Annotated in this window: 21 protein-coding genes; 5 read left to right on the top strand and 16 right to left on the bottom strand. The window is 62.4% G+C overall.

Going from position 1 to position 23,846, the window contains the following annotated elements:
* Genes ACUTSC_RS08875 through cecR form a run of 5 tightly spaced genes read right to left on the bottom strand, consistent with a single transcriptional unit; the run spans position 1 to position 5,719 of the window.
* A complete protein-coding gene (locus ACUTSC_RS08875) occupies positions 1-1,107 on the bottom strand; it encodes an ABC transporter permease (RefSeq protein WP_033637509.1) in 1,107 nt (368 codons plus the stop codon).
* Positions 1,108-1,119: 12 nt separating this feature from the next.
* Complete coding sequence (locus ACUTSC_RS08870; RefSeq protein ID WP_197766709.1) at positions 1,120-2,274, bottom strand: ABC transporter permease; 1,155 nt, start codon at positions 2,272-2,274, stop codon at positions 1,120-1,122.
* Complete coding sequence (locus ACUTSC_RS08865) at positions 2,271-4,007, bottom strand: ATP-binding cassette domain-containing protein (RefSeq protein WP_041033963.1); 1,737 nt, start codon at positions 4,005-4,007, stop codon at positions 2,271-2,273. Before ACUTSC_RS08865 ends, ACUTSC_RS08870 begins: the two co-directional genes overlap by 4 nt.
* Before the next feature lie 8 nt (positions 4,008-4,015).
* On the bottom strand, positions 4,016-5,002 hold the full coding sequence (gene hlyD / locus ACUTSC_RS08860; RefSeq protein ID WP_197766708.1) for a secretion protein HlyD: 987 nt from the start codon (positions 5,000-5,002) through the stop codon (positions 4,016-4,018).
* Between the two features lie 18 nt (positions 5,003-5,020).
* Entirely contained in the window at positions 5,021-5,719 is a 699-nt protein-coding gene (gene cecR, locus ACUTSC_RS08855) for a transcriptional regulator CecR (RefSeq protein WP_197766707.1), read from the bottom strand.
* A 297-nt stretch (positions 5,720-6,016) separates the two neighbouring features.
* Here cecR and rhlE point away from each other — a divergent pair, with 297 nt between their 5' ends.
* The 3 genes from rhlE to dusC all read left to right on the top strand — a co-directional run bounded on the left by rhlE (position 6,017) and on the right by dusC (position 9,504).
* Positions 6,017-7,414 (top strand): ATP-dependent RNA helicase RhlE, encoded by a 1,398-nt coding sequence (gene rhlE, locus ACUTSC_RS08850; protein ID WP_197766706.1) that lies wholly within the window; start codon positions 6,017-6,019, stop codon positions 7,412-7,414.
* A 113-nt stretch (positions 7,415-7,527) separates the two neighbouring features.
* Positions 7,528-8,487 carry an NAD(P)-dependent oxidoreductase gene (locus ACUTSC_RS08845; RefSeq protein WP_197766705.1) on the top strand — a complete coding sequence of 320 codons (960 nt, stop codon included), beginning with the start codon at positions 7,528-7,530 and terminating at the stop codon, positions 8,485-8,487.
* An 84-nt stretch (positions 8,488-8,571) separates the two neighbouring features.
* Positions 8,572-9,504 carry a tRNA dihydrouridine(16) synthase DusC gene (gene dusC, locus ACUTSC_RS08840; RefSeq protein WP_038879839.1) on the top strand — a complete coding sequence of 311 codons (933 nt, stop codon included), beginning with the start codon at positions 8,572-8,574 and terminating at the stop codon, positions 9,502-9,504.
* Positions 9,505-9,545: 41 nt separating this feature from the next.
* Here dusC and ACUTSC_RS08835 read toward each other — a convergent pair whose 3' ends face one another.
* The 8 genes from ACUTSC_RS08835 to ACUTSC_RS08800 form a co-directional block, all read right to left on the bottom strand.
* Complete coding sequence (locus ACUTSC_RS08835; RefSeq protein ID WP_004939738.1) at positions 9,546-9,812, bottom strand: hypothetical protein; 267 nt, start codon at positions 9,810-9,812, stop codon at positions 9,546-9,548.
* A 245-nt stretch (positions 9,813-10,057) separates the two neighbouring features.
* Positions 10,058-11,104 carry a ferric ABC transporter ATP-binding protein gene (gene fbpC / locus ACUTSC_RS08830; RefSeq protein WP_445653277.1) on the bottom strand — a complete coding sequence of 349 codons (1,047 nt, stop codon included), beginning with the start codon at positions 11,102-11,104 and terminating at the stop codon, positions 10,058-10,060.
* Between the two features lie 11 nt (positions 11,105-11,115).
* Positions 11,116-13,194, bottom strand: coding sequence for an ABC transporter permease subunit (locus ACUTSC_RS08825; RefSeq protein WP_197766702.1), 2,079 nt, complete (start codon positions 13,192-13,194; stop codon positions 11,116-11,118).
* 67 nt (positions 13,195-13,261) lie between these two features.
* Positions 13,262-14,293 carry an ABC transporter substrate-binding protein gene (locus ACUTSC_RS08820; RefSeq protein ID WP_445653276.1) on the bottom strand — a complete coding sequence of 344 codons (1,032 nt, stop codon included), beginning with the start codon at positions 14,291-14,293 and terminating at the stop codon, positions 13,262-13,264.
* Entirely contained in the window at positions 14,290-15,618 is a 1,329-nt protein-coding gene (gene uhpC / locus ACUTSC_RS08815; protein WP_443006791.1) for an MFS transporter family glucose-6-phosphate receptor UhpC, read from the bottom strand. Before uhpC ends, ACUTSC_RS08820 begins: the two co-directional genes overlap by 4 nt.
* A gap of 60 nt (positions 15,619-15,678) precedes the next feature.
* Complete coding sequence (locus ACUTSC_RS08810; protein ID WP_445653275.1) at positions 15,679-17,220, bottom strand: MASE1 domain-containing sensor histidine kinase; 1,542 nt, start codon at positions 17,218-17,220, stop codon at positions 15,679-15,681.
* On the bottom strand, positions 17,220-17,849 hold the full coding sequence (locus ACUTSC_RS08805) for a response regulator transcription factor (RefSeq protein ID WP_063991159.1): 630 nt from the start codon (positions 17,847-17,849) through the stop codon (positions 17,220-17,222). The genes ACUTSC_RS08810 and ACUTSC_RS08805 overlap by 1 nt, the downstream gene beginning before the upstream one ends.
* Positions 17,850-17,972: 123 nt before the next feature.
* The gene (locus tag ACUTSC_RS08800) at positions 17,973-18,737 is read right to left on the bottom strand and encodes an arylamine N-acetyltransferase (RefSeq protein ID WP_197766698.1); all 765 of its coding nucleotides are present in this window, start codon (positions 18,735-18,737) and stop codon (positions 17,973-17,975) included.
* A gap of 150 nt (positions 18,738-18,887) precedes the next feature.
* Here ACUTSC_RS08800 and ACUTSC_RS08795 point away from each other — a divergent pair, with 150 nt between their 5' ends.
* A complete protein-coding gene (locus tag ACUTSC_RS08795; protein ID WP_197766697.1) occupies positions 18,888-19,640 on the top strand; it encodes an SDR family oxidoreductase in 753 nt (250 codons plus the stop codon).
* On the opposite strand, the gene ACUTSC_RS08790 is transcribed toward ACUTSC_RS08795, so the two are convergent.
* Positions 19,625-20,521, bottom strand: a complete 897-nt coding sequence (locus ACUTSC_RS08790) for a LysR substrate-binding domain-containing protein (RefSeq protein WP_197766696.1) — start codon at positions 20,519-20,521, stop codon at positions 19,625-19,627. The genes ACUTSC_RS08795 and ACUTSC_RS08790 overlap by 16 nt on opposite strands.
* A gap of 116 nt (positions 20,522-20,637) precedes the next feature.
* Between ACUTSC_RS08790 and ACUTSC_RS08785 the strand changes: the two genes are divergently transcribed.
* Positions 20,638-21,417: a HalD/BesD family halogenase gene (locus ACUTSC_RS08785; RefSeq protein WP_197766695.1), complete on the top strand. Its 780-nt coding sequence runs from the start codon at positions 20,638-20,640 to the stop codon at positions 21,415-21,417.
* Between the two features lie 37 nt (positions 21,418-21,454).
* On the opposite strand, the gene ansP is transcribed toward ACUTSC_RS08785, so the two are convergent.
* A complete protein-coding gene (ansP, locus tag ACUTSC_RS08780) occupies positions 21,455-22,921 on the bottom strand; it encodes an L-asparagine permease (RefSeq protein WP_070914074.1) in 1,467 nt (488 codons plus the stop codon).
* Positions 22,922-23,357: 436 nt separating this feature from the next.
* Entirely contained in the window at positions 23,358-23,795 is a 438-nt protein-coding gene (locus ACUTSC_RS08775) for a PACE efflux transporter (protein WP_149558848.1), read from the bottom strand.
* Between the last annotated feature and the right edge of the window lie 51 nt (positions 23,796-23,846).

Genomic DNA, 23,846 nt, shown 5'->3' with positions numbered 1-23,846 from the left:
TTATGCGATTTTGCGGCGGAACAGCGCGTAGGCGGCGCTGCCGGTGGTGGCGGTGATCACCAGCAGCGGCCACAGGCTGTGCCAGATGATGTCGAAGCTGGCGTCCTTCAGGTAGATCTGCTTGGTGATGTCGGTGAAGTGGCGTATCGGGTTGACCCAGGTCAGATCCTGCAGCCACACCGGCATATTCTCCACCGGCGAGACGTAACCCGAGAGCAGGATCGCCGGCATCATGAACACGAACACGCCGATGAACGCCTGCTGCTGAGTGGCGCACAGCGATGAGATCAGCAGGCCGAAACCGACCAGCGACAGCCCGTAGATCAGCATGGTGGCATAGAACAGCAGCAGCGATCCGGCAAACGGGATCTGGTACAGGAAGATCCCGATCAGCAGCACGATGCTGGCCTGGAAGCTGGCGACGATCAGCGCCGGCACCGCCTTGCCGATAAAGATCTGCCAGGTGGTGAGCGGCGAGACCAGCAGCTGTTCCAGCGTGCCCTGTTCGCGTTCGCGCGCCACCGACAGCGAGGTGACGATCAGCACGCCGATGGTGGTGATCATGGCGATCAGCGACGGCACCACGAACCATTTGTAGTCCAGATTCGGGTTATACCAGTTGCGCACCACCAGCTCGCTGTTATTGGGTTTGGCGCGGTTGCCGAGCAGCTCGTTCTGATATTCCTGCACGATCTGCTGCACGTAGTTGGCGGCGATCTGCGCGCTGTTGGAGTTGCGCCCGTCGAGCAGCAGCTGCAGCGGCGCGGTGTTGCCGGTGGCGATATCGCGCGAGAACTGCGCCGGGAAGCGGATCAGCAGCAGCGCTCGCTGGTTATCGATGGTGGTCTTTATCTCCTGTGGGCTGCGCAGCAGCAGCACGTGTTGAAAGGCCTTGGCCTTGGCGAAGCGCTGGGTCAGCTCTACCGAGGCTTGGCCGCTGTCCTCGCTGTAGACCGCGATGGTGGCGTTGGTGACTTCCAGCGTCGCGGCGAACGGGAACAGCAGCACCTGCAGGATCACCGGCATGATTAAAATGGCGCGGGTTTGCGGATCGCGCAGCAGCGCCTGCATTTCCTTGATGATGAGCGTCAACAGACGATGAAACATCGCTCTTTCTCCTCAATCCAGCCGGCGCTGGGTTTTCCAGGCCGTCAGGCCGATGAACACCACGGCGGAAGCGATCAGGAACAGCAGATTGATCAGCAGCACGGTGCCGACGTTGCCCGCCAGGAACAGCGTTTGCAGCGTGCTGACGAAGTAGCGCGCCGGAATGATATAGGTCACCGCGCGCACGATGGCCGGCATGCTGTCGATCTGGAAGATGAAGCCGGACAGCATGATCGAAGGCAGGAAGGCGGCGTTCAGCGCCACCATCGCCGCATTGAACTGATTGCGGGTGAGGGTGGAGATCAGCAGGCCCATGCCGAGGGTGCTGGCGAGGAACAGGCTGCTGATCAGCAACAGGATCAGCAGGGAGCCGCGATAGGGCACGCCGAGCACCCACACCGCCACCGCCATGCACAGCGCCATGGCGGCCATGCCGAGGAAGTAATAAGGGATCAGCTTGGAGAGCAGCAGCTCGCTGCGCGTCACCTGGGTGGACAGCAGGGCCTCCATAGTGCCGCGCTCCCATTCGCGGGCGATCACCAGCGAGGTGAGGATGGCGCCGATCACCGTCATGATGATGGTGATGGCGCCGGGAATGATGTAATGCCGGCTGATGGCAGCCGGGTTGAACCAGTAGCGCATCTGTACGTCAATCAGCGGTTTGTCGCTGTTGCCCCGATCGGTGGCGCGCTGCTGTTGCCAAATTTGCCATACGCCCTGGGCATAGCCCTGCACGAAGTTGGCGGTGTTCGGCTCGCTGCCGTCGGTGATCACCTGGATGGGGGCGCTGTCGTGCGGGCGCGCCATGCGCTGGTCGAAGTCCACCGGGATCACCACCAGGCCGCGGATCGTGCCGGCCTGCATCTGCTGGATCAGCTGTTGGCGGTTGTCGCTGATGGTCGGTTCGATATAGGGGGAACCGGCGAACGCCTGGGCCAGATCGCGCGCGTCTTCGCTCTGTTGCTCCATCAGAATGCCAAGATGCAGCTTGCTGGAGTCCAGGTTGATGCCGTAGCCGAAGATAAACAGCAGCATCAGCGGGATGACGAAGGCGATCAGGCCACTGCTGGGATCGCGCAGTATTTGCCGCGTTTCCTTCAGGCACAGCGCGCGCAGCCGGCGCCAGGAGAAGCCGCCGTCGTCGATTGGGGTGCGGTTATCGCTCACCGTGATTCCTCCTCATCGTAACCCTGCACCAGCTCGATAAACGCCTGCTCCATCGAGGGATTGGGATTGTCGTCGCGCGCCACCTGCTGTTTGAGATCGTCCGGCGTGCCGGCGGCGATGATCTTGCCGCGGTACACCAGGCCGATACGGTCGCAGTACTCCGCTTCATCCATAAAGTGGGTGGTCACCATCACCGTGACGCCCTTGTCGACCATGCCGTTGATATGCAACCAGAACTCGCGCCGCGTCAGCGGATCGACGCCGGAAGTCGGTTCGTCGAGGAACAGGATATCCGGTTCGTGCATCAGCGCACAGGCCAGCGCCAGGCGCTGTTTGAAGCCGAGCGGCAGCGCGTCCGGCGTCTGATCGAGGATCGGCGCGAAGTTGAAGGCGCGGGACATCTCGTCGATTTTGTCGCGCTGCGCCTTGCCGCTCAGGCCGTAGACGCCGGAGAAAAACTTTAGGTTCTGCGCCACCGTCAGGTTGCCGTACAGCGAGAATTTTTGCGCCATGTAGCCGAGGCGTTGGCGCGCCTGGCCGGAGCTGGTCTTGAGATCCATCCCCAGCACCAGCGCCTTACCGCTGGAAGGGATCAGCAGGCCGCACATCATTTTGAAGGTGGTGGACTTGCCGGCGCCGTTCGGCCCGAGCAGGCCGAAAATTTCGCCGCGCCGCACCTGGAAATCAACGTGATCGGTAGCGGCGAAGTCGCCGAATTTTTTGGTCAGTTGTACCGCTTCGATCACCGTTTCACCGCTTTCACCGTTGACGGTCGGCATGATCTCCGCCAGCGCCGAGCGGTGGTTGGGGCCGCCGCCGAGCAGATCGATAAACGCATCCTCGAAGCGCGGATCCGCTTCGTCCAGTTCGGCGTCCGGTAGATCCAGCGCTTGCAACAGCTGCCGGTGATCTTCGCCTTCCTTCAGGATCAGGCGCAGATACTTGCCCTGGATCACCCCGTCGGTGACCGCCGGCAGGCAGATCGCCCGCTGCAGCAGCGATCGATGGCTGCCGGGGGGCGCGGCGATCAACACCGTGCGCCCGGCCATACGGCGGGTCAGCTCCTGCGGCGCGCCGGTGAACAGCAGCTCGCCCTCGTTGAGCAGCAGCACTTCGCGGCACTGTTCGGCCTCATCGAGATAAGACGTACTCCACAGAATCAGCATGCCGTCGTTGGCCAATTCGTGCACCATGCGCCACAGCTCGCGGCGCGAGATCGGATCGACGCCGACGCCCGGCTCATCCAGCAACAGCACCTGAGGTTCGCCCACCAGCGTGCAGGCCAGGCCGAGTTTCTGCTTCATACCGCCGGACAGCTTGCCCGCCAGGCGCTCGGTAAAGCGGGTCAGATCGGTGAATTTCAACAGCCGCTCGAAGGTCTGGCGGCGAAGATCGCCGGTGACGCCGCGCAGATCGGCGTACAGCGTCAGGTTCTCCATCACCGTCAGATCCTCATACAGCCCGAACTTCTGCGGCATGTAACCGAGGATCGCGTGCAGTTGACGATCCTGCGCGATCGGATCCAGCCCGGCGACCCGCAGTTTGCCGCTGCTGGGCTGCAGCAGCCCGGCCAGCATGCGCAGCAGGGTGGTTTTGCCGGCGCCGTCCGGGCCGACCAGCCCGATCACCGCGCCGCTGCGCAGGGTGGTGGTCAGGCTGGCGACCGCCGGTTTCTCAAGCGACGGGAAGCGCTTTTCCAGCCCTTCCAGCTCAATGGTGTGCGCCTGTTCCATGGCCGGCCTCAGGGTTTGGCGAAGCGCAGGGTGACCGGCATGCCCTGGCGCAGCGCGTCGTCGGCGTCGGTGACGATCACCCGCAGGCGGTACACCAGATCGGTGCGCAGATCCGGCGTTTCAACGCTTTTCGGCGTGAATTCCGCGGTCGGCGAGACGAAACCGATCTTGCCATGGTAAGGCTTGTCGGGGCGGCCGTCGGTGTAGATCTCCAGTTCGGTGCCGGGCACCGCCTGGTTCAGGCTGGTTTCGTTGACGTAGGCGCGCACCCACACCGGCCGGGTCAGCGACAGGGTGAAGACCGTGCCGCCGGCGCCGAGCATGGTGCCCGGCTCCACCGCGCGGGTCAGCACCGTACCGGCGGAAGGGGAGATCAGCGTGGCGTCTTGCAGGTTCAACTGCGCCTGTGCCAGCGCCGCCTCGCTCTGCGCCACGTCGGCCTTGGCCTGTTCGATTTCTTGCGGGCGGTTGCCGCTGCGGTATTGCGACAGCTTGTCTTTCGCCGCCTGCAGGTTAGCCTGAGCCTGATTGCGGGCGGTGCGCGCATCCTCCAGCGCGTCGGCGGAGGTGGCGTTTTTCGCCCACAGCCCCTGCTGGCGTTTCAGGAAGCTGTCGGCGTAGGCGAAGGCGGACTGGCGCTGCGCCATTTCCGACCGTACCTGGGCGATCTCTTCGCTGCGGTAGCCGGCCTGCAGCAGCGACAGCTTGGCGCGCGCGCTGCCGAGGTTGGCTTCGGCCTGCTGCAGCGCGTTGCGGTAGGGCGCGTCGTCCAGCTTACCGAGTAGCTGGCCCGGCTGAACGGCATCGCCTTCATCCACCGTCAGCGACGCCAGGCGGCCATCGACGCGAAAGCCGAGGTTCACCGTGCGGATGTCGACGTTGCCGTACAGCGTCAGCGGCTTATCTTGCTGCTGTTGGTAATGCCATACCCCGTAAGCGGCGGCCGCGATCAGCAGAATTAACAACACGATCAAGGCACTGCGTTTTTTGTTCATAACACTCCCTGCCTGAATTTACGCGCCGTGACGTTGGCGCAGCCCGGTAACCAGAATCTCAATATGTTCGCTCAGCACGGCGCCGATCTGCGCCGCTTCGTCCTCGCCAATGGCTTGCCAGCCGGCCTGGCGGCGGATGGTCTCGCGCGCCACGCGGAACGACAGCACCTCGCCGATCAGCGCATGGGTATGCAACACGAGGCGGGTCGCCAGTTCGTCGATGCCGGTCGCGGCCGCCAGCAGGCGGCAGAGCCGCGCGTGCATCGGCGCGATCACCTGGCTGTGGATCAGCGGGTAGGCCTCGGTCGGGGCGAGCTGTTCGCGCGACATGATTTTGCTCAGGTTCAGCGTGTGCGGCTGGGTCATCAGTTCGCTGAAGGCCAGCAGGCCACGCTGCAGCAAACGCAGCGCCGCGTCGGGTGAGCGCTGCGCGGCGGACTGTTGCCAGAAGCGATCGACCTCGTCGGCCAGCGGAGCGAACGCCTGCTGGATGAAATCGGCGAGCGACTGCGCCACGGCCAGGTACAGCCCCTCTTTCGAGCTGAAGTAATAGGTGATGGCGGCGATATTCTGGCCGGCGCGCTGGGCGATGTCGCGGGTGGTGGCGCCCTGCAGGCCGCATTCGCCGAACAGTTCGGTCGCCGCGGCGAGCAACTGCCGGCGCGTTTGCTCGCCGCGCGCTCGGCCGGCGGCCTGATGAGGGACGGAAGCTGGCATGGGTCACGCTCAAAGTTAATCAATCATATGATTAACTTTATGCCAGATTGTTTAAAACGCAACCGCTAATCACAATGAGTTATGTGATCGGCTTCAGACAATGCTGAATTTACGGCAGATTGTGCTCTGGGTGCGTAAAAGTGCTTTTTATTGCGCGACTTCTGTTACAATCGCCGCCTGGTGCACTGCAGTTTGTGCCAATCCCTCGTGGTCATGCTTAATGCCCCGTCTGATCATCCTCCCAGGAAACTGCACCGAACACCGTTAGGTTAGGGGGGATCTGGAGTTTTTCTCTTTATGTCATTTGAAACCCTCGGCTTAAGTGCTGAAATTGTGCGCGCTGTTGAAGAACAGGGCTATCGCGAACCGACGCCAATTCAGCGTCAGGCTATCCCTGTCGTGCTGGAAGGTCGTGACCTGATGGCCAGCGCCCAGACCGGCACCGGTAAAACCGCCGGTTTTACCCTGCCGCTGTTGCAGCTGCTGAGCAAGCATGACCATCCGGTCAAGGGCCGCCGCCCGGTGCGCGCGCTGATCCTGACGCCAACCCGTGAGCTGGCGGCGCAGATCGGCGAAAACGTCGATGCCTACAGCAAACACCTGCGCCTGCGTTCGCTGGTGGTATTCGGCGGCGTGAGCATCAACCCGCAGATGATGAAGCTGCGCGGCGGCGTCGATATCCTGGTGGCAACGCCGGGCCGTCTGCTGGATCTGGAACATCAGAACGCGGTTGACCTGTCCAAAATCGAAATTCTGGTGCTGGACGAAGCGGACCGCATGCTGGACATGGGCTTTATCCACGACATCCGCCGCGTGCTGGCCAAGCTGCCGGCCAAGCGTCAGAACCTGCTGTTCTCCGCCACCTTCTCCGACGACATCAAGGCGCTGGCCAACAAGCTGCTGCACAACCCGGCTTCGGTGGAAGTGGCGCGCCGCAACACCGCGTCTGAGCAGATCGAGCAGAGCGTGCACTTCGTCGACAAGAAGCGTAAGCGGGAACTGCTGTCGCAGATGATCGGCGAAGGCGACTGGAAACAGGTGCTGGTGTTTACCCGCACCAAGCACGGCGCCAACCACCTGGCGGAGCAGCTGAACAAAGACGGCATCACCGCAGCGGCGATCCACGGCAACAAGAGCCAGGGCGCCCGTACCCGTGCGCTGGCCGACTTCAAAGACGGCCGCATCCGCGTGCTGGTGGCGACCGACATCGCGGCGCGCGGTCTGGATATCGACCAGCTGCCGCACGTGGTGAACTACGAGCTGCCTAACGTGCCGGAAGACTACGTGCACCGCATTGGCCGTACCGGCCGCGCGGAGCGCACCGGCGAAGCTATCTCGCTGGTGTGCGTGGATGAGCACAAGCTGCTGCGCGACATTGAGCGTCTGCTGAAGCGTGAAATTCCACGCATCGCGCTGCCGGGCTACGAGCCGGATCCGACCATCAAGGCCGAGCCGATCATCAACGGCCGTCAGGGTGGCGGGCGCGGTGCGCCGCGCGGCAACGGCGGTGGCCAGCGTTCCGGTAACGGCGGCGGTCAGCGCAGCGGCAACGCGAACGGCGGCCAGCGTGAAAACCGCGGCAACGGCAACGGCAACGGCAACGGCAACGGTAACGCCCGCCCGCAGGGTGATGGCCAGCGCCGTTCCGGCGCACCGGCTTCGCGTCGCCCACGCAACCGCAAACCGGCTGAATAAGCCTGATTGCTCAAAAAGTAAGCCGCCGATACGGGCGGCTTTTTTTTGCCTGGCGGAACGGCATTTTCGTACTAGGCTGGACGGTGGCTAACCCTACATTCCAGGAGACGGAGATGAAATTGAAGTGCGCAATTCTCGATGATTACCAGCAGGTGGCGCTCAAGATGGCTGACTGGTCGGCGCTGGCCGATCGGGTGGAGGTGTCCGCCATCAGCGCGCACTTTACCGATGAGACGGAGCTGGCGGTGCATCTGCAGGAGTGCGACATTCTGGTTATCATGCGCGAACGCACGCCGATGACCGCCTCGCTGCTGGCGCGGCTGCCGAAGCTGAAGCTGTTGATCACTTCCGGCATGCGCAACGCCGCTATCGATTTGGCCGCCGCCGCCGAGCGCGGCGTAGTGGTGTGCGGCACCAGCAGCGGGTCGGCGGCGCCGATGGAGCTGACCTGGGCGCTGCTGCTCGGGCTGGCGAAGCATATCGTGCCGGAAAGCGTCGGGTTGAAAAACAACGGCCCGTGGCAGCGGGATCTCGGTGTTACCCTGCAGGGGAAAACGCTGGGGCTGCTGGGGCTGGGCAAGATCGGTGGCCAGATGGCCCGGGTGGCGCAGGCGTTCGGCATGCGGGTGCTGGCCTGGAGCCAGAACCTGACGGCGGAACGGGCGGCGCAGGAGGGGGTCCTGTTGGCGCCGTCCAAACGGGCGCTGTTCGAGCAGAGCGATTTTGTCTCTATCCACCTGGTGCTGAGCGATCGCAGCCGCGGGCTGGTGGGGCGCGACGAATTGACGGCGATGAAGCCCACCGCTTACCTGATCAACACCTCGCGTGCGGCGATCGTCGATCGGGCGGCGTTGGTGGACGTGCTGCAACAGAGGAAGATCGCCGGCGCCGGGCTGGACGTGTTCGAGACGGAGCCGCTGCCGGCCGACGATGCGTTTCGTCAGCTGCCCAACGTGCTGGCCACGCCGCATGTGGGCTACGTGGCGGACGACAACTACCGTGCCTACTTCACCGAGGCGGTCGAGGACATTGCGGCGTTCCTCGCCGGCCAACCGATCCGCCGGCTGGGCTGACGGCGCTTTTAATGCCCGCAGAGGCTTGTCTGGCGCGGGCATTCACCCGTATCATTGCGGGTCTTTTTTTAGCTGGGATTGGTCATGCGCGTATTATTGGCTCCGATGGAGGGCGTTCTCGATTCTTTGGTGCGTGAGTTGCTCACCGACGTGAACGACTACGATCTGTGCATCACCGAATTTTTGCGCGTGGTCGATCAGCTGCTGCCGGCCAAATCGTTCTACCGGCTGTGTCCGGAGCTGCGCCACGCCAGCCGCACGCCGTCGGGCACGCTGGTGCGCGTACAGCTGCTGGGGCAGTACCCACAGTGGCTGGCGGAGAACGCCGCGCGTGCGGTGGAATTGGGCTCTTACGGCGTCGATCTCAACTGCGGCTGCCCGTCCAAACTGGTAAATGGCAGCGGCGGCGGGGCGACGCTGCTCAAAGATCCGGAATTGATCTACCAGGGCGCCAAAGCGATGCGCGCGGCGGTGCCGGCTCATCTGCCGGTCACGGTGAAGGTGCGTCTGGGCTGGGACTCCTCCAGCCGCAGTTTTGAAATCGCCGATGCGGTGCAACAGGCGGGCGCCAGCGAGCTGACGGTGCATGGCCGCACCAAAGAGGACGGCTACAAGGCGGATCGTATCAACTGGGCGGCGATCGGCGAGATCCGCCAACGGCTGAGCATTCCGGTGATCGCCAACGGCGAGATCTGGGATTACCAGAGCGCGCAGGATTGCCTGCAGGCGACCGGCTGTGACGCCATCATGCTGGGGCGCGGCGCGCTCAACGTGCCGAACCTGAGCAGGGTGGTGAAGTACAACGAACCGCGCATGCCCTGGCCGCAGGTGGTTGAGCTGCTGCAAAAATACGTCCATCTGGAAAAGCAGGGCGATACCGGCCTGTATCACGTGGCACGCATCAAACAGTGGCTGGGCTATTTGCGTAAAGAATATGACGAAGCCACCGAACTGTTCAGCGAAATACGCGCGCTGACGACGTCAGGGGATATTGCGCGCGTCATCTGCCGTAGCTAAAAATAAACCCGCACGCGGCGGGTTTATTTAAATCGGTATTATCAGGCGGCTTTGTCGAGACGGTTTAATTCTATCTCGATATCCTGAATGGTTTTTTCCAGCCCTTCCAGGCAGGCACCCTGTTTATTCAATAGGTCGTTAATGGCTTCGGCGAATGCCTTATTTTTGCATTCCCCCTGATCGAAGGCCAGCCAGTGTGCGGAGAGCGTTTCGGTATTCGCCTGCGCATAGTGGCGCATTTCCTTCAGCTGGGAAGCGACGTTGCGTAAATTATCCAGCTGCGCCTGTGCGTTTGCATTGTTGCTCATGAATTTCTCCTTGAGTTGGCCGTTAAATAATTTCGACTGCGGGATCAAGCTTACCCTATCTAAATAAAAAAATCACCCTGGGTGGCCCAGGTGGTTATTTTTTAATGAATGCGGGTATATTTATTTCTCGGTTGAACAAGGACTTGGGTGGAATTGTAAAAATAGATAAATACGGTTTTTTTGCGGTTATTTACGGCCATTCCATGCGGAATGGCCATTATTCTAACGCTTAAGAGTGATGCTTATTATGCCGCGTCCTCCAGCATAAACATGCCGTAGGGGTGTATTTCCAGATAATACCGTTCGCCGACGTTGGGCTGCAGGCGAGTGGCGTTAACCTGCAGCAAAATCTGCTGCCCATGCCACGCTACCGTCACTTCATACTGCGGCCCCATGTAGGCGACATGCTGGATCACGCAGCGCTGGCTTTCCTCGCCGTGTTCGCTCAGCGTGATCGCTTCCGGCCGCACGCCCACCGTGCCGGCGCCTTCGGCGGCAAAGTGCGCGGGGCGCGGCAGGCGATAGCCGCTGATATCGACATAGTCCGCGCTGAAGCCGGCCGGGAACAGGTTGGCGTCCCCCATAAAGCTCGCCATAAAGCGCGACGCCGGCTGCCGATAGAGATCCTGCGGCGAGCCTATCTGCATGATATGCCCCTTGTTCATCACCAGCACGGTGTCTGAGACCGCGAAAGCCTCGCTCTGATCGTGGGTGACGTACAGCGACGTGATATCAAACTGCTTTTGCAACTCGCGGATCTTTTCGCGCATGCTGCGGCGCAGGTTGGCGTCGAGGTTGCTCAACGGCTCGTCGAACAGCAGCACTTTCGGCTTGAGGATCAGCGCGCGCGCCAGCGCCACGCGCTGCTGTTGGCCGCCGGAGATCTGATCGACATAACGATCGTCGAACCCCGCCAGGTCCACCATCGCCAGCGCTTCCTGCACACGCGCTTTCACTTCGGCGCGCGGGATGCCGAGCATCTTCAGCCCATAGCCGACGTTTTCCCCCAGTGACATGTGCGGGAACAGGGCATAAGACTGAAACACCATGCAGATGTCACGCTGCTGAATGGAACGATGGGTGACGTCTTCGCCATCAATGAATATCTGCCCGTCGCTCGGTTTTTCCAGCCCGGCGACCAGGCGCAAAATGGTGGTCTTGCCGCAGCCGGAAGGGCCGAGCAGCGTCACCATCTGCCCCCGAGGGATGGTGAGCGTGATGTTATCGATCACCGTGTTGCTGCCGAACCGTTTGGAGACGTTGCGCAGTTCAACGAAATTTTTCTGGCTCATCATGGGCTCCATTACGCCTGGTTTTTGGCTTTTGAACGGGAGATGCGTGCCTCGCCGATCAGCCAGTCAAAGAGGAAAATAATCGCCAGCATCACCACGATCAGAATTGAACCGTAGGCGATCGCCACCCCGTATTCGCCGTCTTCCACGCGGTTGAGGATGTAGGCGGTGGCCACGCGGGTATCGGGCGTCACCAGGAAGACGATGGCGCTGACGGTGGTGATGGCGCGCACGAAGCTGTAGATCAGCGCCGACAGGATCGCCGGGCGCAGCAGCGGCAGCAGGATGTGCGTGATGGTGCGCAGCGAGCCGGCGCGCAGGCTGAGCGAGGCTTCGTCCAGCGATTTGTCTATCTGGCCCAGCCCGGCGATCCCGGCGCGAATGCCCACCGGCACGTTGCGCATCACCATCGAGATAATCACGATGGCGGCCGTCCCGGTGAGGTACACCGGCGCGCTGTTGAAGGCGAGAATGTAAGAGACGCCCGCCACGGTACCCGGTACCGCAAAGCACAGCATGGTGGTGAACTCGATGGTCTTTTTGCCCCTGAACTGCTGGCGCACCACGATCCAGGCGATCAGCAGGCCGAAGGCGGCGGTGATCGGCGCGGCGATCCCGGCGTACAGCAGCGTGTCGAGCAGCGAAGGCCACGCGCCGTCGCTCATGCCCTGGCCGAACAGCTTGATGAAGTTATCCAGCGTCAGCGTGTAATCCACTCCCCAGTTGACGGTGAAGCTGCCGTAGAAAATGCTGCCGTAGAGCAGGGCGTTAAAGGCTACCCACACCGCCAGCAACGCGATCACGCCCCACACCAGCGTGACCGGCAGCGGCTGTACGTCGCCGCGATAGGATTTGCCGGACACGGTGACGTAGGAACGCTTGCCGATCCACAGGTACTGAATGCAGAACACCAGCAGCGAGAACAGCAACAGGAAGGCGCCGAGGGTGCTGGCGGCCTGATAGTCGAGCTGCGAGCCGGTGATGTAGAAATAGATTTGCGTCGCCAGCACGTCGAAGTTGCCGCCGAGCACCAGCGGGTTGCTGAAGTCGGCCAGCGATTGCACCACCACGATCAGAAACGCGTTGGCCAGCGCCGGTTTCAGCAGCGGCACGAACACGCCGTTAAAGGTTTGCCAGCGGCTGGCGCGCAGGGTGTAGGAAGCTTCTTCCAGCGAAGGATGAATGGTCTTGATCGCGCCGTCGAGGATCATGAACGCCATCGGCGTGAACGCCAGCACCTGCGCCAGCCAGATGCCGGTAAAGCCGTACAGCCAGTTGGTGTTGGTCAGGCCGAACCAGGCCACCATCCACTCGGTGACGTAGCCGGAGCGCCCCATCATCAGCGTGACGCCCAGGCCGACGACGAACGGCGGCGTGACGATGGGCAGGATGGAGAAGATGCGGCCGATAATGGCGCTGCGCTTGGCGATGCGGGTGGTGTAAATCGCCAGCACCAGGCCGAAGAAGGTGCAGCCGGCGCCGACCGCGATCGACAGGGCGATGGAGTTGAGGATCACCTGAACGATATGCGCCTGCGACAGCACGTTCATAAACGCCAGCGGCGCGAATGCCCCCGCCTGGTCGGTGAACATCGGAATGAAAATCGCGATGCTCGGCCAGACGATGAAGACGCCGATCAGCGCCACGATGGTGACCAGCGCACCGATAACGAAACGGTCGCCGCCCAGCCATTCGAGGCGGGTCAGCGCCAGCGTCATGATGGCGCCCAGCGCGGTCAATTGCACCAGGGTGGCGTAGCCTAGACCGCGTCCCGCCACCGTGGCGCTGACGACGATAAAGGCCATGCACAGCAGCGCCCAGCCGGCATCGAACGCGTGCCGCCGCCGCCGTTCACCGCCCGCCGTAGCGTAGGGGCGAAGCAGCAGCAGGCTCGGCAACAGGCACCATAGCCAGCTGACATTGCGGTGTGACCAGCCGTAGGCCGCGAGGATTTCATCGCCGGTGGACTCCAGCAGGCCGTAATCCAGGCTCCAGCTCGGCAGCAGGGCGAACGCCAGCCAGCCAAGCAAGACCCAAAGGAATATCGCATCTCGTTTTTTCACGAGATGGAGTGCATGTGTATGTGACATAAGTTTCCCGGATGTTCAGGCCGGGTAAGGCGTGAGGCTTACCCGGCAACAGGCGCAGAATGTGGGCTTATTTACCCATCTTGACTTCGCTGACCCATTTATTGATCAGCGCCTTGCGGACCTCGGTCGAGCCGTACTTGTCCATGTCGTAGTTGATCAGCTTCAGGTCGTCGAGCTTCAGCGAGTTCGGCGAGGTAGCGGCGGTGGTGTTGGTCAGGATCTGATAGGACTTGCCTTTCTGCCATGCCAGTTCCTGCGCCTCTTTCGACAGCACCCAATCCACGAACAGCTTGGCGTTATCGAGGTTGCGCGCGCCTTTGAGGATGCTGACGCCGCCGATTTCGTAGCCGGTGCCTTCACAAGGCGAGATCAGCTCAAGCGGCGCGCCCTGTTCTTTTTCGAGCGAGTAGTCATGCAGGAAACCGATGCCGATCGCCGTTTCACCGCGGGCGGCGTTGCGCGCCGGGGCAATGCCGGACTTGGTGTACTGCGAGACGTTGACGTTCAGCTGCTTGAGGTAATCGAACGCCTGGTCGTCCCCCCACAGCTGGGCAAAGGTCGCCAGCGCAGTGTAGGCGGTGCCGGAGCTCTGCGGATCGGCGATTTGAATCTCGCCTTTGTATTCCGGTTTGATCAGGTCTTTCCAGCACTTGGGCACCGGCAGGTTTTTCTCTTTCAGGCGCTGGGTATTGACGCCGAAGCCGAGGATGCCGACGTAGACCGCCGAGGAGTAGTGGCCTTTCAGCTTCGCCGGGTCGCGGAATTGTTGCATCACCTGTTCGAGGTTCGGCGATGTGTACGGCTGCAGCAGCCCCATTTCACCGGCCTGGGATTGCGGATCGAGCGTGCCGCCGTACCAGACGTCCGCCTGCGGGTTTTTCTTTTCGGCGTCCACTTTCGCCAGCGTGCTGCCGGAGCCGTTGCGGATGAACGAGGTTTTCACGTCATATTTCTCGCCGAAGGCTTTGGTCTCCGCTTCGCACATTTCATTGGTGGCGCTGCAGTAAACCACCAGGCGGCCCTTGGCGTGCGCGGCGCCGCTCAGCGTGGCCAGCGCGATGCCGGAAGCTATCAGGGTCGTGACCCACATTTTTTTCATTGTTTTATCCTTCTCTCGGTAGAGGTGGCGACGCTCGCCATCAGCAGCGGCATCAGCAATAAACCCATAAGAACGGCGGCGATCGACAGCAAACTGAACATGCCTGACCAGCCGTAGCCTTCGATGACCTGCGACAGCGGCCAGCCTGCCAGCGCTGCCCCCAGGTAGGCGAACAGGCCGAGAAAACCGGTGATGGAGCCCGCTGCGCCTTTGTGCCCGCATTCCACGGCGGCGAGGCCAATCAGCATCTGCGGGCCGAAGACAAAAAAGCCCACCGTAAAGAAACAGCCCGCCAGCAGCGCGTAGTGATGCACCGGCGCCAGCCACAGCGCGGCGACGGAAACCATCAGCCCGAGCGTGAACAGCAAAATCATCGGCGCGCGCTGCCCGCCGAACAGCACATCCGAACCCCAGCCGGCGAACAGCGCGCCGAGCAGGCCGCCTATCTCGAACAGCATCACCGTGGCGTTGGCGCTGAGCAGGTTGACGCCGTGGCTTTCCGTCAGCCAGAGATTGCCCCAGTCGTTCAACGCGATGCGGATCAGGTAGACCAGCACGTAAGAGACGCCGAGCAGCCAGATCATCGGGTTCTTCAGCATCGTGGTGCGCAACATCTGCCACAGCCCCATCGGCGGGCTTTGCTGTTCCTGGCGCAGCTCCAGCGGATCGTGGCGCCACTGGCCGACCGACGGCAGGCCTTCTTCCTGCGGCGTGCCTGTCAGCTGCCGCATGAGCCAGAGGCCCAACACCATGCTGACGGCGCCCGGGATCAGCATCGCCGCCTGCCAGCCCCAGCGCTGGGCGGCGAAGGCGCTGATCAGCGGCACGATCGCGCCGCCGAGGTTGATCGACATATTCCAGCAGCCCCACCAGAAGCCGCGCTCGTTGCGCGAATACCAGTGGGTCAGCAGCCGCGCGCAGGGCGGCCAGCCCCAGCCCTGAAAGAAGCCGTTCAGCGCCCAGACCGCCAGCAGCAGCGTCAGCGATTCGCCGAAGGCAAACGCCACGTTCAGCAAGCCGGTGGCGAACAGGCCGATCCCCATAAACCTGCGCTGCCCGTGGCCGTCGTGCCACAGCCCGGCGGCGAATTTCGACAGGCCGTAGCTCAGGTAAAACAGCGAGCCGAGCAGGCCGATGTCCCCTTTATCCAGCCCCAAATCCGTTTGCAGCGCCGGCAGCACGTAATTCACGCTTTTGCGCGTCAGGTAAAAGGCGGCGTACCCGATGACCATGTACAGCAGCAGTCGCGGGCGCAGCGCGCGGTAACGATGATCGATTTCAGATGCCGAGCGTGCCTGCATAGCCGCCTCCCTGGTGGTGACTATAAGAAGGTGAAAGGGAAAGGGGATGAGATAAAGTCCAGAGTGGCTAAGACTTTTTCCTAGTTAGTCGGCGGTTTGTTGCAAATTTGTGGGCAGGTTAACAATTACCCGCGTGCCGCACTGCGTTTCCAGCGTCAGCTCGCCGCCCAGCGCGCTGACCCGCTCGCGCATCCCCTGAATGCCGAGGCCGGGCACCTTGTCCGCGCGGATGCCGATGCCGTTGTCCCGCACCTCGAGGTGCAAAAGCGGCCCCTGTTGATACAAGACGATGGCGACCTCGCTGGCTTCGGCGTGTTTGCACACGTTGTTGAGCAGCTCTTGCAGCAACCGATAGAGGGTGAAGCGCACCGTTTCGCCGGCGGGCGTGTCGCTCAGCCGGTAATCGAAACGGCAGTGGATGCCCCGTTCGGCAAAGGCGAATTCGCTCAGCAGGTGGTGAAGCGCCTCTTTGAACGCCAGCTCGTCCAGCGCGGGAGGGCGAAGCTGGCGCAGCAGCTGGCGCGTGGAGTGATGAATGCGCCGGGCGAGCTCGCCTATCTGGTGCGCGGCGGCTTGGGTTTGCGCCGGATCGTGCGCCCGTTTGACCAGCTGCGACTGGATTTGAATCGCGGTGATGTTCTGGCCGATTTCATCGTGCAGCTCGCGCGCCAGGTTTTTCCGCGTGTCTTCTTCGGTGTGGATCAGTTTTTCGGTCAGCGCCCGCCGCGCCGCCAGCTCTTCTTCCAGACGGCGGCGATAATGGTGCAGGTTTTGCGCCAGGTGCTGCTGGCGGCTGATGGCGATGCCCAGGCCGATGCCGAGCAGCGCCTGCGTCGCCAGAAAGATTTCCAGCTCGACCAGATTGCCGAACCCCACGCCGACCTGCCGGGCGAGGGTGATCATCATGCTGCCGAGCAGGCCGGACAGCACGCCGCCCTGCCAGCCGAACTTCCACGCCATCACCACGTTCGGCAGAAACACCACGATCAGCAGCAGGCGCTCGATTTCCGGCGACAGCACCATCTGCGTGCCGATGCCGATAACGAAGAACAGGCTGCACCAGATGATTAAGGACGCGCGCAGCGGCGGGTTGGGGGTGTCCAGCCCCAACAGGTGGTAACGGTGCTGCTGGCGCAAAAATTCAAAGATCAGATAGACGAACGGGGCCAGCAAGACGCCGCCGGTAAACGACGCCAGGCCAAGCAGCGTCGCCGGGCTTGGCACAAACGGCGAAAGCAGGGCGGTGTTGAGCAGCGAGGCGGCGGTCACCGCAGCCAGCAGCAGCGTCAGCCGCTGCCAGTAGAGCGGAAAACGGTGCCAGAGTCGTTGCGTGACCGCAGCCGGAAACAGGGTGATAAACGGCGCGGCCAGCAGGCCGTAGCCGCTCAGCAGGCGTTCGCCGTGCAGCCAGAACAGCAGCAGGATCGGCGGCACGATCAAGGCGGGCCAATAGCGACGCGCCAGCAGGATCAGCAGTGCGAGATAGACGCCGTGGGGCAGAAACAGCGCCGCCTGGTTGCCGTTGCGGGTCAGATAGAAACCAAGCGTCCACAGCATCAGCCAGCCGCTGCCCCAGGCCAACAGGATAAACAGCGAGATAACCCAGGGCCGGAAGCGGGGCGACATCAATGCCCCGCCAGCAGCTGATGATCGAGGGCGAAATGCACCAGCTCGATGGTGCTGTTGCACTGCAGCTTGCCCAGGACGTTGGCGCGATGCACGTGCACCGTTTTATGGCTGAGATCGAGCTTGAAAGCGATCTCCTTTACGCTGTCGCCTTTGACCAGCAGATCGAAGATTTCACGCTCGCGCGGGGTCAGCACTTCCAGCGCCGTGGCCGGCTGCTCGCCGCCGCGCAGCGCCCGCAGCGCGTCGGCGCACAGGTAATGGCCGCCCATATCGACGGAACGCACCGCTTGCACCAGCTCTTCCGGCCCGCAGCGTTTGGTCAGATAGCCGCTGGCGCCGGCGTCCAGCGCGCTCTGCACGAAGGTGGGGGAGTCATAGATGCTGAGGATAATCGCGCGGAACTGCGGCTTCTGCGCCCGCAGGCGCTTCAACAGGCTCAGGCCGTTTTCATCCGGCATGGCGATGTCCATCACCGCGACGCTGACGTCGTCGCGCAGCAATGCCGGCCAGGCCGCCGCCGCGCTGCTGTATTGCCCCACCACGTCGAGATCGTCCTCGAGGTTGAGCAACTGCGCAAAGCCGGAGCGCACCACCACATGGTCATCCACCAGTATCACACGGATCATTTTTCGCACTCTGTTGCCGAATCATGGCCCTATGATGCCTGCCGCCGCGGTGCTGGCAATCAGCCAAGCGCGGTTATGCAATCGGTGTAACAGAATCGTAATAAAAGGGCGCCGCCGGCGCCCTCAACGATCCAAATCGATGGCGAAATGCTGCCACAGCGCGGCGCGCCGTTCCTCTTCCGAATGCAGCGTCGTTTCGTGGCGCTGGTGATCTTCGGTCACGATCAGCTTCATGTCGCTGAGGGTCACCCGGCCGTGGTCCGTCGGCCGTGAACACACCAGGTGCTGGGTGAAATGCGACTGCGGCGAGGTGCTGTGGAAGCGGCACATCTCGTCGAACTCATGCAACTCGCGCGGCTGAACGGTAAAGCGATACAGGGTTTTGGCATGCGAGCGTTGGTCGCCGTTGCGGCGCTCCAGCAGGTAATATTCGCCCTCCTGCTCCAGGTGGAAGGTGCCGCTGGCCTGCGGTTGCGGCTCGGCGGCGACGATCTTCAGCGGCGTCAGGAAGGAATCGCCGAAACCGACGTCCACCAGCCAGGCCTGGCCCGCCAGATCCACCCGCAGCGCCAGATGGTCGTAGGGCGGGCCGAAATGGCCGTCGCGCGCGCGGATCTCGCCGGAGATGAAGCTCACCTTGAAACCGATCTCCCGCAGCAACAGGGCGAACAGCGTGTTCAGTTCATAACAGAAACCGCCGCGGTTGCGCTCGACCACCTTGCTGAACAGCGCCTCCGGCGCCAGCCGGATGCCCTGCTGATAAATAATGCTCAGGTTCTCGAACGGGACGCTCAGCATGTGGCGATGGTGCAGCTGTTGCAACGTGGGAAGGTCAGGGCGGGCGGCGCCGGTAAAGCCGATATGCTGCAGGTAGCGTTGGGTATCCACAGGGTGTCTCGCATGAGAAAAGGTAGGCATAAAATAGCGGGCTTTGCGGCTTTGGTGAGCGCATTACGTGCTGGCTGTCGCTGCTGCCGCAAACTGTCACTGGCCGGCGCTAGCCTGTTCCCCTGAGTTCAACGTTGCAGGAGAACGGCTATGCAAGATTTCAAACACCGGGTGGCGTTGGTGACCGGCGCTTCCACCGGCATCGGCGAAGCGATCGCCGCCGAGCTGTTTCGGCGCGGCGCCACGGTGGTGATGACCGGCCGCCACGAAGCGCCTCTCGCCGCCGCCGCAGCGCGGCTCGATCCCGACGGTCGACGGGTGATGACGTTGCGGATGGACGTGCGCGATGCGCCGTCGGTGCAGCAGGGCATTGAAGAGACGGTGCGGCGCTGCGGCGCGCTGCATCTGCTGGTCAACAATGCCGGGATCACCGGCCCGCACGAGGTGGACATCGATCGGTACGCGGTCGAAGACTGGCATGAGGTGATCGCCACCTGCCTGAGCGGCACGTTTTTCGGCATGAAGTACGGCCTGCCGGCGATCGTCGCCGGCGGCGGCGGGGCGGTGGTGAACCTCTCTTCCGCCAACGGCGTGGTGGGGATTGCCGGGATTGCGCCTTATACCGCCGCCAAGCATGGCGTGCTGGGGCTGACGCGCTCGGCGGCGCTGGAATTCGCCATGCGCGGCGTGCGCATCAACGCCGTCGGGCCGGGCTATGTGGATACGCCGGCGATGGGGACGCTGCCGGCGCCGGTGCGGGCGCAGATGGCCGCTTCGCACCCGATGGGGAGAATGGCGACGCGGGAAGAAGTGGCGAAAACGGTGGCTTTCCTGCTCTCGGACGACAGCAGTTTCACCACCGGCGCGTTTTACAGCATCGACGGTGGTTATACCGCGCGCTGAGCCAGCGCCTGCAGCCAACGGAGAAACGCCGCTGCGCCAGGTTTTTCCAGCGTGCGCGGCGGGTAAACCACGTAGTAGGGCTTGCTGAGCGGCAGCGCCGGTTCGGCCAGGGTAACCAGCTGGCCTTCCGCCAGTTCACGGCCGATCAGCCGCCGCTGGCCGAGCAGCACCCCGCGCCCTTGCACGGCGGCGTCGATGGCCAGTGAAGTCAGGTTATAGGTCAGCCCGCGCCGCGCCGGCGGCATTCGATCGGCGGCGGTAAACCACTCGTGCCAGCCCGGCAGAAACTGGCTCTCTTTGCCCCAGTCGACGTGGATCAGCGGGAGCTGCGTCCAGTCGCCGCGATCGCGCAGCGCCGGGCTGCACACCGGCTGCACCCGATCCTGAAACAGCCGCACCTTTTCCAGCAGCGGATAATCCTGATCGCCGAAGCACAGGGCGAAGTCCGCCGCCGAATGGGCGAAATCGACCGCCGCATGGGTCGCGTGCAGCCGCAGATCGCCGTCGGGGCACTGCGCCAGCCAGTCGCCCAGCGCCGGGTTCAGCCACTTGGAGGCCAACGCCGGCAGGGCGAACACCGTCAGCGCCTGTTTGCCGCGCTGGCGCTCGACGTGTTGCTGCGCCACGCGCAGCGTTTCGAACGCCTCCTGCACGTAGGCCAGGTAGTCCGCGCCCTGTTCGGTTAGCGTGACGCCGCTTTTGGCGCGGATGAACAGCGTGATCCCCAGGTGTTGCTCCAGTTGGCGGATCTGTTGGCTGACGGCGGCGGCGGTCAACGCCAGCGTATCCGCCGCGCGGGCCAGGCTGCCGGTGCGGGCGGCGGTTTCGAACGCCAGAATGGCGCTCAGCTTGGGCAAGCGCGCGCGGGACGGTGAGTGCATGGGCAGGGCTATCGCTAAGAATTGGTTAGCTTATCCATAACGTATTTTTGTTATGGCGGCAATGCGGCATTCGCTACAGTGAGAGGCATCCGGCTATCGCACACGAGGGGAACGTCATGCCGCAACTTGCCGATATTATCGATCTGTCCGCCCATCCCATCGACGACGCCGCGTTCCGCGCCCATTGCCGGCAAACGCTGGAGCGCAGCGGCGCACTGGTGCTGCCGGGATTTCTGAGCGCCGCCGCGCTGGCGACGGTAAGGCTGGAAGGCGCCGAACAGCACCACGCGGCGTTTTACGCCACCAGCAAACACAACGTGTATCTGCGGCCGCAGGACGACGCGCTACCGGCCGATCATGCGCGTAACCGGCTGGTGGTGTCGTCCAAAGGCTGCATTACCGACGAAGATATTCCGCCGCAGTCGCCGCTGCGTGCGCTGTACGACGCTCCGGCGTTTCGCGCGTTTCTCTGCGCGGTGTTGGATGAGGCGCAGCTGTATCCCTACGCCGATCGGCTATCCTCGATCAACCTGCATTACGCCCACACCGGCCAGGAGCTGGGCTGGCATTTTGACAACTCGTCGTTCGCCATCACGCTGCTGATCCAGAAACCGGCGGCAGGCGGGCGTTTCGAGTACGTGGAGAACCTGCGCGACGCCGATCGCGGCGAGATGAACTATACCGGGGTCACGCAGGTGCTGGACGGCGAGCGGGCGGTCAAACGGCTGGCGATGGAGGAGGGGGATTTGGTGCTGTTTCGCGGGCGCAACGCCATGCACCGAGTGACGCCGACCGAAGGCGACACTACGCGCATGCTGGTGGTGCTGGCCTACAATGCGCAGCCGGACGTGATGCTGTCGGAAAGCGCCAGAATGACGTTCTACGGCCGGTTATAGCGGATAAAAAAACCGCCCCGGAGGGCGGTTTGTCGATTCAGTGCGGGTTCTGCTCTTCGTGAGCCTGCTGCTCCAGCTTCACTTCCTGCGCGCGCTTGCGCAGGCCGAACCAGCCCAGCGTCAGCAGCACCGCCAGCACCGGAATGGTGGCGATGGTCCAGGTGCCGTTCGGGTAGTCGAACGCCATCATCACCACCACGATCAGCAGGAACGCCAGCGTCAGCCAGGAGGTGAACGGCGCGCCCGGCATTCTGAACGAGACCGGCTGCGCGCGGCCTTCGCGCACGGCTTTACGCAGGCGCATCTGGCAAACGATGATAAACGCCCAGGAGGCGATGATGCCCAGCGAAGCGATGTTCAACACGATCTCGAACACCTGCGACGGCACCAGGTAGTTGAGCACCACGCCGATCACGTAGATGCCGCAGGTGACCAGGATGCCGGCGTAAGGCACCTGCTGGCTGCTCATTTTGGCCATCAGCTTCGGCGCGGAGCCGCCCATCGCCAGCGAGCGCAGGATGCGGCCGGTGGAGTAGAGGCCGGAGTTAAGGCTGGACAGCGCGGCGGTCAGCACCACGATGTTCATGATGGTGCCGATGTAAGGCACGCCCAGCTTGCTGAAGAAGGTGACGAACGGGCTTTGGCCGGCCTGATAGGCGTTCCACGGCAGCAGCAGCACCAACAGCACCACGGAGCCGACGTAGAACAGGCCGATACGCCAGATTACGCTGTTGATCGCTTTGGGCATCATTTTGGCCGGATCTTTACACTCGCCGGCGGCGGTGCCGATCAGCTCAATGCCGGCGAAGGCGAAGATCACCCCTTGCACCAGTACCAGCGCCGGCAGCAGGCCGTGCGGGAACATGCCGCCGTTTTCGGTGATCAGGTGCATGCCGGTGGTGTGGCCGGCGACCGGCGTGCCGGTGCCGAGGAAGACGACGCCGACAATCAGGAACAGCGCGATGGCGACCACCTTGATCAGCGCGAACCAGAACTCCATCTCGGCGAACCATTTCACGCCGATCATGTTCATGGTGGCGACGATGCCGAGCGCACCGAGGGCGAACAACCACTGCGGCACGTCGGCGAAGGTGCCCCAGTAGTGCATGTACAGCGCCACCGCGGTGATATCGACGATGCCGGTCATCGCCCAGTTGAGGAAATACATCCAGCCGGCGACGTAAGAGGCTTTCTCACCGAGAAACTCGCGGGCGTAGGAAACGAAGCTACCGCTGGAAGGGCGATGCAGCACCAGTTCGCCCAGCGCACGCAGGATGAAGAAAGAGAAGATCCCGCACACCAGATAGACCAGCGCCAGCGCCGGCCCGGCCAACTCGAGACGGCCGCCGGTACCGAGGAACAAGCCGGTGCCGATCGAACCGCCGATGGCGATCATTTGGATCTGCCGGTTGCCCATGCTTTTGTGATAACCGGATTCATGAGAGTCTAGCCAGCGTCTTCTGGCGGCGTGTTTATCGTCCGCCGACTTTTTTTGTGAGTGCATTATCCGTCCTGTTTACCTGTCTATGATGAACGCCGCCCTGAGCTGCAGGGCAAACGATTGCCATCAGCAATCGTAATGAGAATGAGGTCGTGGCATCATTCCGCTGTTTATCGTGTATACAGCCGCCGTTAGATAACGGCGTGGCATGCTACCGTTTCCCGATAAAGGTGGCAAAAAAACCTGCGTACAAAGCGTGAACAATTGTGTGTATTTTTTAAACTGAAAACAAAAGCGCATATTATTCAGTAAGATGAGTCTCATTATCAACACGGAAATATCGAACGATAAAAGTGATTGAAATCACAGAATAATAATTACCGTGCAAATTAAAGGGATTTGGAAGTTATTTTGCGTGAGGGGGACGGCGGGCGGAAAATAAAGCGATGGCGCCTGCGCAGTAATTAGCGTGCGCAGGCGAATCGGACGCGGGGGCTTTTTAGGCGGATTCACCGGCCGGCAGAGCCGAAGCCGGCAGGCCGAACAGCTTGTCGAACGCCCAGTTAAACAGGAAGGTGTAGCAAGGAATGATAACGATCAGCGCGATGTCCAGCAGCAGCGCCTGCCACAGCGTGATGCCCATCCACCAGGCGATCAGCGGGATCAGATACACCACCAGCGTCAGTTGAAAGCCCACGGCGTGCAAAATGCGGCGCTTGAGGGTGCGGGTGCGTGACGCCTGGCGGCTTTCCCACCACTCGAATAAATAGTTGTAAATAAAGTTCCAGCTTACCGCGATGGTGGTGATCACCACCGCCAGCGGCCCGGTGCTGCTCGGCGCGTGGCCCGACAGCAGCGCCAACCCCAGCGCCGAGATCGCCATGCCAATGATTTCATAAGCGGTGACATACACCAGTTTGCGTTTGACGCCTTGCATCGTTTTCTCCCGATCTGTTTTTAGTTGCCTCTGTGGCGATGGCGGCTAAGA

The sequence above is a fragment of the Serratia sp. TSA_105.2 genome (genome assembly GCF_052692115.1).
The sequence above is the reverse complement of the archived record's forward strand: the minus strand, read 5'-3'. Positions and strand labels throughout refer to the sequence as shown.

What these genes read in the sequence shown, in the direction of transcription:
- ACUTSC_RS08825 (WP_197766702.1), bottom strand. Translation starts at nt 13,194, where the DNA reads ATGTCACATACACATGCACTCCATCTCGTGAAAAAACGAGATGCGATA.
- ACUTSC_RS08810 (WP_445653275.1), bottom strand. Translation starts at nt 17,220, where the DNA reads ATGTCGCCCCGCTTCCGGCCCTGGGTTATCTCGCTGTTTATCCTGTTG.
- hlyD (WP_197766708.1), bottom strand. Translation starts at nt 5,002, where the DNA reads ATGAACAAAAAACGCAGTGCCTTGATCGTGTTGTTAATTCTGCTGATC.
- ACUTSC_RS08775 (WP_149558848.1), bottom strand. Translation starts at nt 23,795, where the DNA reads ATGCAAGGCGTCAAACGCAAACTGGTGTATGTCACCGCTTATGAAATC.
- ACUTSC_RS08795 (WP_197766697.1), top strand. Translation starts at nt 18,888, where the DNA reads ATGCAAGATTTCAAACACCGGGTGGCGTTGGTGACCGGCGCTTCCACC.
- ACUTSC_RS08865 (WP_041033963.1), bottom strand. Translation starts at nt 4,007, where the DNA reads ATGGAACAGGCGCACACCATTGAGCTGGAAGGGCTGGAAAAGCGCTTC.
- ACUTSC_RS08785 (WP_197766695.1), top strand. Translation starts at nt 20,638, where the DNA reads ATGCCGCAACTTGCCGATATTATCGATCTGTCCGCCCATCCCATCGAC.
- fbpC (WP_445653277.1), bottom strand. Translation starts at nt 11,104, where the DNA reads ATGAGCCAGAAAAATTTCGTTGAACTGCGCAACGTCTCCAAACGGTTC.
- ACUTSC_RS08820 (WP_445653276.1), bottom strand. Translation starts at nt 14,293, where the DNA reads ATGAAAAAAATGTGGGTCACGACCCTGATAGCTTCCGGCATCGCGCTG.
- cecR (WP_197766707.1), bottom strand. Translation starts at nt 5,719, where the DNA reads ATGCCAGCTTCCGTCCCTCATCAGGCCGCCGGCCGAGCGCGCGGCGAG.
- dusC (WP_038879839.1), top strand. Translation starts at nt 8,572, where the DNA reads ATGCGCGTATTATTGGCTCCGATGGAGGGCGTTCTCGATTCTTTGGTG.
- ACUTSC_RS08805 (WP_063991159.1), bottom strand. Translation starts at nt 17,849, where the DNA reads ATGATCCGTGTGATACTGGTGGATGACCATGTGGTGGTGCGCTCCGGC.
- rhlE (WP_197766706.1), top strand. Translation starts at nt 6,017, where the DNA reads ATGTCATTTGAAACCCTCGGCTTAAGTGCTGAAATTGTGCGCGCTGTT.
- ACUTSC_RS08790 (WP_197766696.1), bottom strand. Translation starts at nt 20,521, where the DNA reads ATGCACTCACCGTCCCGCGCGCGCTTGCCCAAGCTGAGCGCCATTCTG.
- ACUTSC_RS08875 (WP_033637509.1), bottom strand. Translation starts at nt 1,107, where the DNA reads ATGTTTCATCGTCTGTTGACGCTCATCATCAAGGAAATGCAGGCGCTG.
- ansP (WP_070914074.1), bottom strand. Translation starts at nt 22,921, where the DNA reads ATGCACTCACAAAAAAAGTCGGCGGACGATAAACACGCCGCCAGAAGA.
- ACUTSC_RS08845 (WP_197766705.1), top strand. Translation starts at nt 7,528, where the DNA reads ATGAAATTGAAGTGCGCAATTCTCGATGATTACCAGCAGGTGGCGCTC.
- ACUTSC_RS08835 (WP_004939738.1), bottom strand. Translation starts at nt 9,812, where the DNA reads ATGAGCAACAATGCAAACGCACAGGCGCAGCTGGATAATTTACGCAAC.